This window comes from Brevundimonas vesicularis (assembly GCF_044807075.1).
Classification (GTDB): Bacteria; Pseudomonadota; Alphaproteobacteria; order Caulobacterales; family Caulobacteraceae; genus Brevundimonas; species Brevundimonas vesicularis_G.
Window position 1 is genome coordinate 541,039 of record NZ_CP085234.1, and the last position, 13,754, is coordinate 554,792.

10 protein-coding genes, 3 tRNA genes and 2 rRNA genes are annotated in these 13,754 nt (G+C 59.7%); 2 read left to right on the plus strand and 13 right to left on the minus strand.

Annotated elements, in window-relative coordinates; genetic code table 11:
- The first annotated feature begins 274 nt into the window (after window positions 1-274).
- The gene (locus LG306_RS02600; protein ID WP_404417952.1) at window positions 275-784 is read left to right on the plus strand and encodes a DUF922 domain-containing protein; all 510 of its coding nucleotides are present in this window, start codon (window positions 275-277) and stop codon (window positions 782-784) included.
- A 259-nt stretch (window positions 785-1,043) separates the two neighbouring features.
- Here the strand turns inward: LG306_RS02600 and LG306_RS02605 are convergent, their stop codons facing one another.
- The 4 genes from LG306_RS02605 to LG306_RS02620 all read right to left on the minus strand — a co-directional run bounded on the left by LG306_RS02605 (window position 1,044) and on the right by LG306_RS02620 (window position 4,264).
- Window positions 1,044-1,865, minus strand: coding sequence for a flagellin (locus LG306_RS02605; protein ID WP_404417954.1), 822 nt, complete (start codon window positions 1,863-1,865; stop codon window positions 1,044-1,046).
- Between the two features lie 491 nt (window positions 1,866-2,356).
- The gene (locus tag LG306_RS02610) at window positions 2,357-3,169 is read right to left on the minus strand and encodes a flagellin (protein ID WP_404417957.1); all 813 of its coding nucleotides are present in this window, start codon (window positions 3,167-3,169) and stop codon (window positions 2,357-2,359) included.
- Between the two features lie 180 nt (window positions 3,170-3,349).
- Entirely contained in the window at window positions 3,350-3,760 is a 411-nt protein-coding gene (locus tag LG306_RS02615) for a flagellar biosynthesis repressor FlbT (protein ID WP_404417960.1), read from the minus strand.
- A gap of 270 nt (window positions 3,761-4,030) precedes the next feature.
- Entirely contained in the window at window positions 4,031-4,264 is a 234-nt protein-coding gene (locus tag LG306_RS02620) for a hypothetical protein (RefSeq protein WP_404417963.1), read from the minus strand.
- Between the two features lie 497 nt (window positions 4,265-4,761).
- Between LG306_RS02620 and LG306_RS02625 the strand changes: the two genes are divergently transcribed.
- A complete protein-coding gene (locus tag LG306_RS02625) occupies window positions 4,762-5,349 on the plus strand; it encodes a hypothetical protein (protein ID WP_404417966.1) in 588 nt (195 codons plus the stop codon).
- On the opposite strand, the gene LG306_RS02630 is transcribed toward LG306_RS02625, so the two are convergent.
- The 9 genes from LG306_RS02630 to LG306_RS02670 all read right to left on the minus strand — a co-directional run bounded on the left by LG306_RS02630 (window position 5,255) and on the right by LG306_RS02670 (window position 13,738).
- Entirely contained in the window at window positions 5,255-7,312 is a 2,058-nt protein-coding gene (locus LG306_RS02630) for a recombinase family protein (protein ID WP_404417969.1), read from the minus strand. The genes LG306_RS02625 and LG306_RS02630 overlap by 95 nt on opposite strands.
- A 29-nt stretch (window positions 7,313-7,341) precedes the next feature.
- Window positions 7,342-7,545 carry a hypothetical protein gene (locus tag LG306_RS02635; protein ID WP_404417972.1) on the minus strand — a complete coding sequence of 68 codons (204 nt, stop codon included), beginning with the start codon at window positions 7,543-7,545 and terminating at the stop codon, window positions 7,342-7,344.
- A 198-nt stretch (window positions 7,546-7,743) separates the two neighbouring features.
- Window positions 7,744-7,983 carry a recombinase family protein gene (locus LG306_RS02640; RefSeq protein ID WP_404417975.1) on the minus strand — a complete coding sequence of 80 codons (240 nt, stop codon included), beginning with the start codon at window positions 7,981-7,983 and terminating at the stop codon, window positions 7,744-7,746.
- Between the two features lie 554 nt (window positions 7,984-8,537).
- Window positions 8,538-9,727 (minus strand): IS3 family transposase gene (locus LG306_RS02645; protein ID WP_404413560.1). Its coding sequence is split into 2 segments (ribosomal slippage): window positions 8,538-9,475 and window positions 9,475-9,727, totalling 1,191 coding nucleotides; the frame shifts between segments, so codons are not numbered across the junction.
- 441 nt (window positions 9,728-10,168) lie between these two features.
- Window positions 10,169-10,245, minus strand: a tRNA-Met gene (locus LG306_RS02650).
- Between the two features lie 87 nt (window positions 10,246-10,332).
- Window positions 10,333-10,447: ribosomal RNA gene (rrf, locus tag LG306_RS02655) — 5S ribosomal RNA — on the minus strand.
- 87 nt (window positions 10,448-10,534) lie between these two features.
- Window positions 10,535-13,313, minus strand: a 23S ribosomal RNA gene (locus LG306_RS02660).
- Between the two features lie 199 nt (window positions 13,314-13,512).
- A tRNA-Ala gene (locus LG306_RS02665) sits at window positions 13,513-13,588 on the minus strand.
- Between the two features lie 73 nt (window positions 13,589-13,661).
- Window positions 13,662-13,738 (minus strand) — tRNA-Ile (locus LG306_RS02670).
- Window positions 13,739-13,754 lie beyond the last annotated feature (16 nt).

Below are 13,754 nucleotides of genomic sequence, written 5' to 3' on the forward strand. Positions count from 1 at the left end.
GCCGCCCCACCACCGCATCGCTCTGTGCGGGCACAGGATCACTTCATCGAGGCCGGACACAATGTCCGCGCACGGAACGTCTCGTGTTGTGATTTCGAGCTCTCACCATGCAAACGGTACGGTAAGGATTCTGGCGATTATCGTCGCGTAGGCGCGCTGACTGACGGTCTGTCGATGCGCGTCACCGCCAGGGCGGCCGTCTCAGCCGCACGCGGCGGATGGTTTCGACCTGCGCGAAGGACAAGACGGGGGTATCGATTCAATGATCGCCAGCGTGGCCGATCTTCAGGAAAGCGCATCCGCACCGGCGCAGGTCAGCGTGACCAGATATGTGATCGAAGGCCGAACGCCCGATGATGTTCGGCGATTGATCAACGAGCGCCGGCCGACCGGCGCCTCTGGCACTGGACATGACGCCGTCACGTCGTGGCGTTTCCAGGTCGATTGGGCGACCGACGCGCAAGGTGAGTGCGTGCCGTCGACGGTGACCGTCCTGCCGGTGATCTCGATCACCTTGCCGACCCTGACACAGGAACACCGCCGCGCCGGCCGTCTCCAACAGGCCTGGACGCGGTACTTGCAGCGCCTGGAGGCTCATGAGCGCAGTCATGCCGATCTGGTTGTCTCGGGCACAGCGAAGATGCAGGCCGAGATGCGTTCAGCATCCTCATGCGGCGACATGATCCGCGCCTCCGATCGGTGGCGATCAAACATCCTGGCGGCCAACAGAGAGTATGATGAGCGTACCGGTCACGGCCGTTCGGAAGGCGCCGTCTTTCCCTGACCGCCAGCGCAGACAAGGCGGCTCAAACCTCGCGTCGAAGCATAGGAGCTGACGTGACGGTGTGGACGACCTCCGCCTAACCAGCTGTTCTGGCGTGGTCGTCATCACCATCACGTCACCGACTGTGAGATGGCGAGCCCAAGAGCGTCTCCATCCACGGCGGCGCTATCCCGACGGAACACGATCGAAAGCAGATGTTCGCTGCATCATGGCGGTGACGAGGCGTCGAGCTCAGATGGCCGACGCCGAAGAGCTTCGCTCAGCCCTTGAACAGCGACAAGATCATCTGAGGCGCTTGGTTGGCAATAGACAAGGCCTGTACGCCAAGTTGCTGCTTGGTCTGCAGCGCCGACAGCTTCGCGCTTTCCTTGGCGAGGTCAGCATCAACGAGATTGCCAACACCCGTTTCAAGTGAATCTTGCAGCTTGCCGAGGAATACCAGCTTGCGGTCCAGCGACTTTGACTGCGTCCCCAGCGTCGCCATGCTTGATGAAAAACTCTCGATCGCCGTTTGCACTTCGGCCGACGTCATCGCAGTGAGCGTCGGAGCAGTCCAGTTGGCGGTTCCAGTGTTGTCAAAGAAGCCGATATCCTGCGTCTCGCCGACATCCAATCCAGTCCGGATCGTCATCTTAGCCGGGGGGGAAGCAAAGAGGTTCACCGTATCGAACGACGCTCCTTTCAGCGATTCCGTGATCTCTTCCTGCAACGCGACGTAATCGGCCACGTAGGCGTCGTAGGATGGATTAGTGCCGGCGTCGGGCGCAGGGTTGAAGTCCTCAATTGAGATCGCGAGAGCTTTCATCTCTTTGAGCGCCTCCACAACGGTCTCGCCCGCCGCCATGGCGACGTCCAACACCGATCGCCCCCGTTGAACCGAAGTTTTGACGGCATCCAAGGCAGCCATGTCGGCGCGTTGATTGGTGGCGATCGCGAAGATCGCACCATTGTCCTTGGCGGTTGCGACCTTGAGACCGGTGTTGACGCGATTTTGGGTCGTCTCAAGCGCGCGGTTCGTCGCGTTTAGGTTTTGAAGCGCGACCAACGCACCCGTGTTCGTGTTGATGCTGCTAATGCTCATTGAGGACCTTCTAAGCTATCGCCGCAGAATGCCCTCCATTCGTGTGCGCATGGTTAACGGAAAGCTGTCGCCGACGGCATTCGTTGGCTTAGCCTCAAACGCCTATCGACACGGCAGAACCTGATACGTACCGGCCTGTTGTCGCCTGCTCAGCCAACGTCTGGCGCGGGAGTTCTCGCACCACCTTTCCGGTAAGCGGATCCGTCAGTCTGTAAACAAACCCGCCATTGTCCGACGGTTCAGTTGTCAGCCGCAACCCAGACGAGGACACCCCTGAACGGTCTGCAGCCTCGTTGGACGCCGCTTCATCTACGCCCTGCTCCGGTCGACGCCCAGCGCCGCTTGCAGCCCCTAGGGAATGCCCTTCGGGCTCTGACACTACTAAATTCAATACTAATGTCACGACCGCCTCCTTAAGCTACGCTCAAGTGGGATTTTGAACAGGTTGAAAGAAGAAGGAGCGGCGATGGCCGCCGCTCCTAGGGATATCCTTAGCGGAACAGGCTCAGCATGATTTGGCTGGACGAGTTCGCGATCGACAGCGCCTGGACGCCAAGCTGCTGCTTGGTCTGCAACGCCGTCAGTAGGGCGCTTTCCTTGGCCAGGTCGGCGTCCACCAAGTTGCCGACGCCGGTCTCGAGGGAGTCCTGCAGCTTGCTGACGAAGGTTAGTTGCCGATCCATCGACTTCGACTGGGTCCCGAGGGTGGACAACGAGGCAGTGAAAGATGTGATCGCGTCTTGCACACCTTGTGACGTCATCGCGTCTAAGTCAAGGTCAGCCCAAGCATCTGAAAAGCCAATAGAAAAGGTGCTGTCAGTGGTAAGACCTGTGCGAACCTTCGGCTGATCAGCGCCGCTTGCGTCAGCCGTGAACAGGTTCACGCCGTCGAAGGTTGCGCCCTTCAGCGCGTCCGTCACTTCCGTCTTTAGCGCATCATAGTCGGCCTTGTAGGCGTCGTACGATTTGTTGTCGCCTGCTGTTGGTGGGGTCGCGCCAAAGCCTTCGAGCGCAACAGCGATTGACTTCATCTCAGTGAGCGCGGCGACAACGGTGTCGCCCGCCGCCAAGGCGACGTCGACGATGGACTGGCCGCGTTGGATGGAGGTCTTGACCGCGTCCATCGCCGCCATGTCGGCCCGCTGGTTGGTTGCGATCGCGAAAATGGCGCCATTATCCTTCGCCGACGACACCTTCATACCGGTGTTCACGCGGTTTTGGGTGGTGTTCAGCGCCGAATTGGTGGCGTTGAGGTTTTGAAGCGCCACTTGTGCGCCATAGTTAGTGTTGATGCTATTCGCCATCTTTGTGTTCCTTTTGGATCTTTAGCGTCATTTTGCCGCCACGAGCATTATGCTCAACCAGCCTCTGGCATTCTTCATGCCAGTGTAGGGCTCCCAGAAAACCGCGGATTTTCAGTAAACTCCGGAATTTCGAGGGCGGCAAATTGTGCCGCACCCGGCAGGTTCTGCCGGGTGCGGCACTTATTGCCGATCCGTCGCCCTTAATATGGGGTGGTCAGGAGTCTCCGAGGCAATCAATGCGCGACACGAAACGAGCGCGTCATAGAAGGCGCCGGCGCCCGCCTTCTCAACAATGAGTTCACAGGCGGCCATGAGCGCCTTATCTCCCGCATGCGCCTTCTTGAACTCCAACACTGCGGCCATGAGATCTTGAACGTCCCCGTCCGGATCGCCGCCGCTCAACTTCATTGCTCGAAAGTAGACGATGGTGGCAGGGCTCGAAGCCTCATCCTCGTTGAGCATGTCTCGCTCCCGGAGAATGTAGGCGTGCGTGGTGATGAGGAGCCGCGCCTTCCCACCATGGATGTTCTCCATAAGGACGCCGTTGATCATCACCTTCTCCGAGGGCCGCAGTGTGAGCTTCAAAGCCATGATAAACGTCCCTTCGGAGCGGAATCTACCGCCTCTTTCGCTTGGTGGGCAAACATGATCCCACCTTGTGGTAAACAGACGAACGTGATGTCCCTGCTCGAGCGTAGCCAAGGCTGTGTTCGCCGTCGCGACCCGCAGCGTCTGCCTAGCTGGTGCCGCCATCCATTCCAAGGCTGCAGGTTGGTTCAGTTCGACCGCCTTCTTCCGAACCACTTCGAGCGAGATTGCGAAGACGAGACCGCAGATCAGCACCCGCTCGACGAAGGGCGGTTAGATCAGCCGCCGCTTGGTCCAGGCCAGCAGAACCACAAGCATGCCGACAACATCGACCGCAATGTCGGACGCGGAAGCGTCGCGACCGGTCAGGCCCTGTACAATCTCGATGGCGACGCCCAGAAGCACTCCGATCGGGATGACCTGCATTCGCGTGAGGCGCGGGAAGTTCACGAGGACGGCCGCGGTGATCACCGCAAAGGCGGCGGCGAGCTCGACCTTGTCGCTCATGGGGACCGCTTCTTCGACGGACGGAATGGGTCCCACCATCGCCGAGCAAAGCCAAGCTTGAGAGCGTAACAAGGGAGCCGGGCGGGCTTCATAGGCTGCAGACTCCTGGACGGCGCTGTATTCGCCGGGCCTTCTAGGCCAAATGCTCCATGATCTCGCGCCGCTTCCCCGCGAAAGATCGAACGATGGGCGACTTGCTCGCACTGCTGCACCGCCTGTTCCGTCGTCTCCTGGGTCGGAACCGACTGCTCTGAAGCGCCACGCCTCTTCTGACCAGTCGATCGAGGCCGTCGGCATCGCAAGAATGCGACACCCCCTCGGGAGATCGGGGGGGGGGGGGGGGGGCGGCAGCGCTCCCCGGTGGAGCCTTCAACACCTCAGGCTACCCGATCAACATCGGCGCGGAGGACGTACGTCTCTATCTGGATGGGCAGCCCTACAGCGTTCAGAATTTCGACTACCTGCGCCACAGCGCGCGCACGACCGCCCAGCGCGAGATGAACCTGGCCTGGGCCGACGCGGCTGTGGAGTACTTCATCACCCTCCAGGAAATGGAGGATCATCCACGCCACCACGACATCGCCTACCGGAGCGCCTCGAAGCAGTTGCAGGCCTCGCACGATCATATCCAGCGACGCTTGCGACAGACCACCTCAACCCCGGGCCGCACCATGCTGGAAACCACGACCATCGATCCCGGCACGGCCCACGGCGGCGCCATCCTGGCTGAACAGATCGTTATCCCTGACGGCATGGTCGGCGACATGGTGATCGAAGTGCGCTTCGGCGGATTCCCGTATCGGTTCCGATTGAACCTGGCGCCGTCGGGCACCTACACCCCGACACCGATCGACATCCCGGCCGTCTCCGCCCAGGTCACGCAGGGACTGATGCGCACCCGCGAGACCTGGCACTGGACCGATGGACCGCCGCCCTCGCCGGCGATCTTCAAAGGCATGCCGGTGATCGAACAACGGTCGTCCACGACTATCATCCAGGCTGATGACCATCGGCAGGCCCAAGCTGCCCGACCACAACGACCACGGCCTCGGGCGGGGAAAGACGAAGCGGCGGCAGCACCTTGATCATCGGCGGCATGGTGACGCGAGCCTTCCACTCTTCGTCGGTGAGGCTCTCGTCGTTCCACACATATCCCGTGTGCTCGGTCTTCAGATTGACGCAGCGCGTGAAGGCCTTCGCCTGAAGATAGGCGACAGCATTGCGAGCGCGTTGCGCGCCAGACTGCGCGGCCCCTTCCTCGCCTCCCACGGCGACCGCATTATCCAAAGCCGTGGCGAAGGCCGCCATCGTCACCGGCACGTCCGCGTGATCAAGCAGACCGGTCAGCAACGGCAAATCACCATATACTGTCGCCAGCCGCGGATCGCGCCATGGCAGGACATAGGAAAAGCGCCAACCGGCAGTCGCGTTATCAAGGCTGTACGTCGGCCGGGGTGCGTCCTTCGTAACGCGTTTGATGTCGATGGCTGCCAGATCGATGAGAGCCGCCAGCGGCCCCTCCGCTGTAACAGTGACGTCGCCTGCCCCGCGCCCGTCCGTTGGCGTCCCTGGCGTCGGCGTCAGCACCACCCGGCTCACCAGGCCGCGCAACAACTCGCGCGCACGAGCGGCCTCCCTGTCATCGCCCTGCAAAGCCGCCTGCAGGTTTTGCATCGTAGCGGTAATGCGGTCTGCAATGACCCCAGCATCCTCGACGGGAACGGCGGCGACATTGGGCATCTTCAACTGCTTCTCCAGGACAACCTTCTCCGCGCCCAGACGGTCCAGTTCCACGGCCAACATCTGACTGGCATAGCCGGTGTCCCGCATCCCTCCCAACTGGGCGACTAGGTTGGCGATACGCTGATCGACATCCTGCAGACGCGATTGGTCGCCCTGGCGCCGCGCCTCATAGTCGATATGCACACGTTCCGCTTCCTCGCGGTAGGCGTCGATGCAGGGCTTCAGGAGACCCGCGCTCAGTAGATGCTTCTGCAGCCGATCGAACAGGGTCTGCTCGACAGCGATTCGCGGCGCACGACGCGTATTGTCACACACGCCTTTCTGGCTTCGGCCCGTGCAGACGTACTTGCCGTCGGAAGCGATAGAGGTGCAGCCGCACTTGCCGCAGAAGACTCGCCCCGTGAAGACGAACTCGCCCTTACGCTTGGCGTAGAAGGGCTTGTCGTAGTTCTCGGCGAGACGAGCCTGGTTCCGATCCCAGAGGTCCTTGGGGATGATCTGCAGTTCGGAGTGCTGAACGATGATGCGTTCAGACTCCGCCGTAAAGCGCATCTTCATCTTGTTCTTGCGGCGTTTCCGCTGGGTCTTTCGATAATGATATTCGCCTACATAGGCAGGGTTGCGCAGGATTCCGGTGCCGCCCTGCCGGTTGCCCAGAAGCGCTCCGACCCGCCACAGACCACCTTTGGGGGCGGGCTCCCCTTCCACATTCAAGGCTTTGCAGATTTCGAAGGTGGTCTTGCCCGCATCAAAGTCGCGATGGATGCGCTCGACCACGGCGGCACGGTCAGGGTGCTTTTCGCGCAGGCCATTGATCGGATTTCCCAGCGCGTCGGCCGCCGCGACTTTTCTATATCCATAAGCGACAGAGCCGGACATGCGCCCCTGGGACACGGCCAGTTCCTGACCGCGCTTCGACTTCTCCGCGTTCTGCTTGATGAACTGCTGATGCTGGACCGACTTGAACGCCAACTCTATGTCCGTGACGACGCCGCCGACAACAGTGCACAGGACGATGTCCAACTCCTCCAGTTCTTTGGCGATGCGGTGCATGTCGGCGGCGTCGCGACTGGCCCGGTCGATATCCTCCACCAGGAGAACGTCAAACTCTCCCCGATCCGCCGCGGCCAGCATCTGGAACAGCCCTTGGCGCCCCATGGTGGTGGTGCCGCTACGCTCAGCATCGCTGTAGCGCCCTGCCTCCACCCACCCCTGCTTTTCGGCATAGGTGGCGCAAAGCCGCTCCTGGCCTTCGATCGATTTGTAGGACTGAAGGGCAGTCGAATATCGGGAATAGAAGGCCACACGGCTTCCTGGCTCGGGCAGCGCTCGCATCAGGAGCCCTGCCTGATCTGCATGCGAGCCGTCAGCCGAGCCACCGCGATCGCCAGCGGGACCAACATCTGATCCAGTTCGCTCATGTCGTCGGCCTCAAGCGCCTCAGCTTGGCGCCGGCGCTCTTTCGCCAGGGTTTCTTCCAAGTCGTAGCCGCTGACGTCGATCTGCGGATGCTCAGAAGGGGCAACGAGCGTCCTCACGTGTCACCCCGCTCAGTGGCGTGTCGCTGCTTCTTCAGAAACAAAGCGCCACCATCATAGACATCGTCTTCAAAACCAACGACGCAGCCATGCTCATCAACGACCAAGTGAGCCTGCGGCCAAGCCGACTGAGCCAGAATGTCGAGAGCGCACCGATCCCTAGCCGGCTTTTCGGGGTTATCGCTAGATCCGCCCACCTTACCCTCCCGACTTTGGAGACGCCGAAGCACCGGAGGCCATTTTCTGCGGTGCCTTGGCTTGGGCGAATTCGACGCGTCCGGCGAACCGAGTAATGCCCAGACCACTGACCAGCCCGTTGTCCACGGTGAGGATTTCAATCCCAGACGCCGCCAACTGCGCCATCACGCTGACTACGTCACAGCGATTGCGCGAGAGACGGTCACAGTTCTGGATGATCAGTGCATCGAACTTGCCCACTTCAGCCGCCCCCAGCATTGTCATCTTGTGGCGGTGCGCTATCACGTCCTCGAGTACCTCTTCGAGGCGACTGCACGCCGTCCGGCATCAGTTTGGAGAACAGCCTTTACCACCGGCTCTTCCCAATCGCCCGCATCTCCTGCGTCGTTGTCGAAACCTAGGATCCGCCCGTCAGCGGACCGAACTGGTTGAACTTCGCAGTAATTGTCGCAAACAACCCAGTTCCAGACACGATCAATCGCGTTGTGGACGCCAGCGTCTCCGTGGGACGAAAGGAGCGCTTCGATCAACACGAAGGTCAATAGGTAGCGAGCGTCAGGAAAGGGGTGTGCAGCGATCGTCCGGAGCGTTTCGCCCAGGCGCAGCGCAGCCGCGCCTCCAAGCTGAGCAAAAAGCATTCCAGGCCAGGTCGCCCCCCAATTTCGCTGGGTCAACATCAGGCATGCCAGATCAGAGCTACTCATCCTGATCCCTCCAGTCAGGCCGATCAGCGCCGTTTTCGACCTTCTCGCGCCCGGCGAAAATGCTTTCACCAGTGACGTGACCCCCGTTTCTCATCCAGCCATAACGAGAGTCCTTGGTTGATCTGAACTGGGGTTGGCGGGGTTGGCAATAGGCCGGTCTGAGCAGCCATCAACCAGCGCAGCAGACCGGCCGCTCTGTCCGGTGAGCGCCTGTGCGTAGGCCTTCGGCGTCAACCATCCCAGCTTCGAGTGAGGCCGGGTTTCGTTGTAGTCGCGCCGCCAGGTTTCGAGGACAGCCCGGGCGTGCGGCAGCGATCGGAACAGCGTCTCATTCAGCAGCTCGTCGCGCAGCCGACCATTGAAGCTCTCGTTGAAGCCGTTCTGCTGAGGCTTGCCCGGCGCGATGTAATGCCAGCTCACGCCGGCGTCGTCGGCCCAGGCCAGGATGGCGTTGGACGTATATTCCGTGCCGTTGTCGCTGATGATCGTATCCGGGCGTCCCCGCCGCAGGATGATGGCGTCCAACTCGCGCGCCACCCGTCGCCCTGACAGCGAGGTGTCGGCGACGAGCCCGAGGCACTCGCGCGTGCAGTTGTCGATCACCGTCAGGATGCGGAAGCGCCGCCCGTCCGTCATCTGGTCGGAGACGAAGTCCAGCGACCAGCGCTGGTTCGCGACCAGGGGAATCTCCAGCGGACGCCGCGTGCCTATGGCGCGTTTGCGCCCGCCGCGCCGGCGCACCGTCAGCTTCTCCTCGCGATAGATCCGCTGGACGCGCTTCTTGTTGACCGCATGCCCCTCGCGCCGAAGCATCACGTGCAGGCGGCGATAGCCGAACCGCCGTCGCTCCTGGGCCAGGGCCTTCAGCCGATCCCGCAGGACGCCGTCGTCCGGTCGCGTCGCCTGATAGCGCACGCTCGTCCGATCCACGCCCAACACCCGGCAGGCCCGCCGTTCGCTCATCGCGTAGGCCGACTGCAGGTGCGCCGCCGCCTCTCGATGCGCAGCGGGCGTCACCACTTTTTTCCCAGCAGATCCTTCAGCGCGACGCTGTCCAGCATCGAGTCCACCAGCATCCGCTTCAGCTTGGCGTTCTCCTCTTCCAGCGCCTTCAGACGCCGGGCCTCTGACACGTCCATGCCGCCATACTTGGCCTTCCACTTGTAGAAGGTCGGTGAGCTCAGCCCGTGCTTCCTGCACAGGTCCGCCACCGGAACGCCGGCCTCCTGCTCGCGCAGGATCCCGATGATCTGCTCTTCCGTGAACCGTGATCGCTTCATTCTGTCCGTCCTTTCGAGGGGCGGACTCTAGCTATTCCTGGAGGAGTTTAAGGGGGTCACGTCAAGAGGTGAAGCGCCGCGCCGAACGCTTGGTCGACCAGATCGCCGATGGCGTCCTTACGGGCGCTGCAGTCAAGGATCGTCTGGACGCGTTGGAAGCGCGGCGAAGCCAGATTGAATCAGAGCTGGCCCAAGCACCGGCGGCGTCGGTCGTCGCCCTGCATCCTCGCGTGGCCGAGCATTACCGGACCGTCGTGGACTCGCTGGAGCGCGCCTTGGCTCGCAGCGACAGCGAGGCAGCGACTGAAGCACGGGACTTGGTGCGCAAGTTGATTGGAACCGTCGTGGTCACGCCGTTGGAAGAGCGGGGTAAGTTTAGTCTGACCGTACGAGGCAAAATCGCCGCCCTGGTGAACCAAGACGGCGAAAATACTATGAAGTTGGGTGCGGGAGTAGGATTTGAACCTACGACCTTCAGGTTATGAGCCTGACGAGCTACCGGGCTGCTCCATCCCGCGGCAAACGGTAGTGTATCGAGAAGGAAGAACGGATCGAGAAGGACCGCGATTGCGGTTGTTGTTCATCATCGGCTGTCCGCCTGGTAGACCCGGCGGCGACCTACTCTCCCGCGCCTTGAGACGAAGTACCATTGGCTCTGGAGGGCTTAACGACCGAGTTCGGAATGGGATCGGGTGGGGAACCTCCGACATAGCCACCAGGTCAACCAGGGGGACAGCGGATGATGAGAAGACATTGTCTGAGATTGCTCTGGTCAAGGAGCAATCATCGAATGAGTTTTGCTGAGAAACGATCAAACCGATCGGATTATTAGTACCAGTAAGCTTCATGGGTCGCCCCACTTCCACACCTGGCCTATCAACGTGGTAGTCTTCCACGATCCTCAGCGAAGCCTTGTTTTGAGGTTAGTTTCCCGCTTAGATGCTTTCAGCGGTTATCTATTCCATACTTAGCTACCCTGCTGCACAGCTGGCGCCATGACAGGTACACCAGAGGTATGTCCATCCCGGTCCTCTCGTACTAGGGACAGATCCTCTCAAGCTTCGAACACCCACGGCAGATAGGGACCAAACTGTCTCACGACGTTCTGAACCCAGCTCACGTACCACTTTAAATGGCGAACAGCCATACCCTTGGGACCTGCTCCAGCCCCAGGATGTGATGAGCCGACATCGAGGTGCCAAACTTTGCCGTCGATATGGACTCTTGGGCAAAATCAGCCTGTTATCCCTAGAGTACCTTTTATCCGTTGAGCGATGGCCCTTCCACTCGGGACCACCGGATCACTATGGCCGACTTTCGTCTCTGCTCGACTTGTCAGTCTCGCAGTCAGGCGGGCTTATGCCATTGCACTCGACGACCGATTTCCGACCGGTCTGAGCCCACCATCGCGCGCCTCCGTTACACTTTAGGAGGCGACCGCCCCAGTCAAACTACCCACCACGCCATGTCCCGGGACCGGATAACGGCCCTCGGTTAGACGTCAACGACAGTAAGGGTGGTATTTCAAGGACGACTCCACCAGAGCTGGCGCCCCGGTTTCATAGTCTCCCACCTATCCTACACATACGGTCGCTAACGCCAAGGCGAAGCTATAGTAAAGGTTCATAGGGTCTTTCCGTCTGACCGCGGGAACCCCGCATCTTCACGGGGAATTCAATTTCACTGAGCCTATGCTGGAGACAGTGGGGAAGTCGTTACGCCATTCGTGCAGGTCGGAACTTACCCGACAAGGAATTTCGCTACCTTAGGACCGTTATAGTTACGGCCGCCGTTTACCTGGGCTTCAGTTCGACGCTTTCACATCTCCCTTTAACCTTCAGGCACCGGGCAGGCGTCAGACCCTATACGTCGCATTGCTGCTTCGCAGAGCCCTGTGTTTTTGCTAAACAGTCGCTACCCCCTGGCTTGTGCCACTCAGTCCTGCTTGCGCAAGGTGAGTCACGCTTATTCCGAAGTTACGCGTGCAATTTGCCGAGTTCCTTCAGCATAGTTCTCTCAAACGCCTTGGTATGCTCTACCTGACCACCTGTGTCGGTTTCGGGTACGGTCTCTGCTGGAGTTATTTCCTGGGACAACGCCCCCGCACACACAATCCAATAAGTGGGTACGAGTTAAGCCATCCGTCACTTCCAGCTGGTGCAGGAATATTTACCTGCTTCCCATCGACTACGCTTTTCAGCCTCGCCTTAGGGGCCGACTAACCCTGCGCAGATTAGCTTTACGCAGGAACCCTTGGTCTTTCGGCGAGAGTGTCTCTCACACTCTTATCGTTACTCATGTCAGCATTCTCACTTCCGATACCTCCAGCCAGGCTCACGCCTGACCTTCACCGGCCTACGGAACGCTCCGCTACCGCTTGCAGTAAACTGCAAACCCATATCTTCGGCGCACGGCTTGAGCCCCGTTACATTTTCCGCGCAGGATCGCTTGATCAGTGAGCTGTTACGCTTTCTTTAAAGGATGGCTGCTTCTAAGCCAACCTCCTGATTGTCAAAGCAATCCCACATCGTTTCCCACTTAGCCGTGACTTGGGGGCCTTAGATGATGGTTAGGGTTGTTTCCCTTTTCACGACGGACGTTAGCACCCGCCGTGTGTCTGCCCGATAGTTCTCTTGGGTATTCGGAGTTTGGTTAGTATTGGTACCGCTCGCGCAGCCCGCAACCATCCAGTGCTCTACCCCCCAAGGAATTCGTCGGACGCTCTACCTAAATAGATTTCGCGGAGAACCAGCTATGTCCAGGTTTGATTGGCCTTTCACCCCTATCCACAAGTCATCCCAGAATTTTTCAACATTCACGGGTTCGGTCCTCCAGTTGGTGTTACCCAACCTTCAACCTGCTCATGGATAGATCACCTGGTTTCGGGTCGTCATACGTCGAACTTAGCGCCCTATTCAGACTCGCTTTCGCTGCGCCTACACCTAACGGCTTAAGCTTGCTCGACACATGAAGTCGCTGACCCATTATACAAAAGGTACGCCGTCACCGCGCTTGGCGGCTCCGACTGCTTGTAGGCTTCCGATTTCAGGATCTGTTTCACTCCCCTTGTCGGGGTGCTTTTCACCTTTCCCTCACGGTACTTGTTCACTATCGGTCGTAGAGGAGTACTTAGGCTTGGAGGGTGGTCCCCCCATGTTCAGACAGGATTTCACGTGTCCCGCCCTACTCGAGTCTCTTGCTGTTTGATGACTACGGGGCTTTCACCCACTATGGCCGACCTTTCCAGATCGTTCGTCTTTATTTCACAAGAGCACTGGCCTGGTCCCGGTTCGCTCGCCACTACTACGGGAGTCTCGGTTGATGTCCTTTCCTCCGGGTACTGAGATGTTTCAGTTCCCCGGGTTCGCTTAATGAAGCCTATATATTCAGCTCATTATACCTTTCAACAATCCGCCAATCGCTGCCCCGAAGAGCAGAGTTGGAAGACTGTAAAGGTGGGTTTCCCCATTCGGAAATAACCGGATCAAAGGGTGCTAGCGCCTCCCCGGTTCTTATCGCAGCTTGCCACGTCCTTCATCGCCTCTCTACGCCAAGGCATCCGTCAGAAGCCCTTCAACGTTTGATCGTTTCTCAGCAAAACTCATGCTTGGTTTATTCCGCCCGACTGGAAAGATGCCGGGGGACCAAGCCTGATTTTTGTCAGACAATGTCTTCTTCTCGAACAAGACCTCAAAGCTCAGGGGAGCCGGTCACGTTCTTCCTTTACGATATCAATGCCAGCCGGCGAGCGCCGACGGGCAATTCTTGATGCGATCACAAGATCCTGGTGGAGCCAGACGGAGTCGAACCGACGACATCCTGCTTGCAAAGCAGGCGCTCTACCAACTGAGCTATGGCCCCATTCCATCAGGAATGGTGCGAAGCCCAGGAGAGCTGTCATACGATACTGTCCAAGGCTGGAGTCCAGCAGGGCTGGTAGGCCCGGGCAGACTCGAACTGCCGACCTTACGCTTATCAGGCGTACGCTCTAACCACCTGAGCTACGGGCCTATGGCAGCGACAGCCG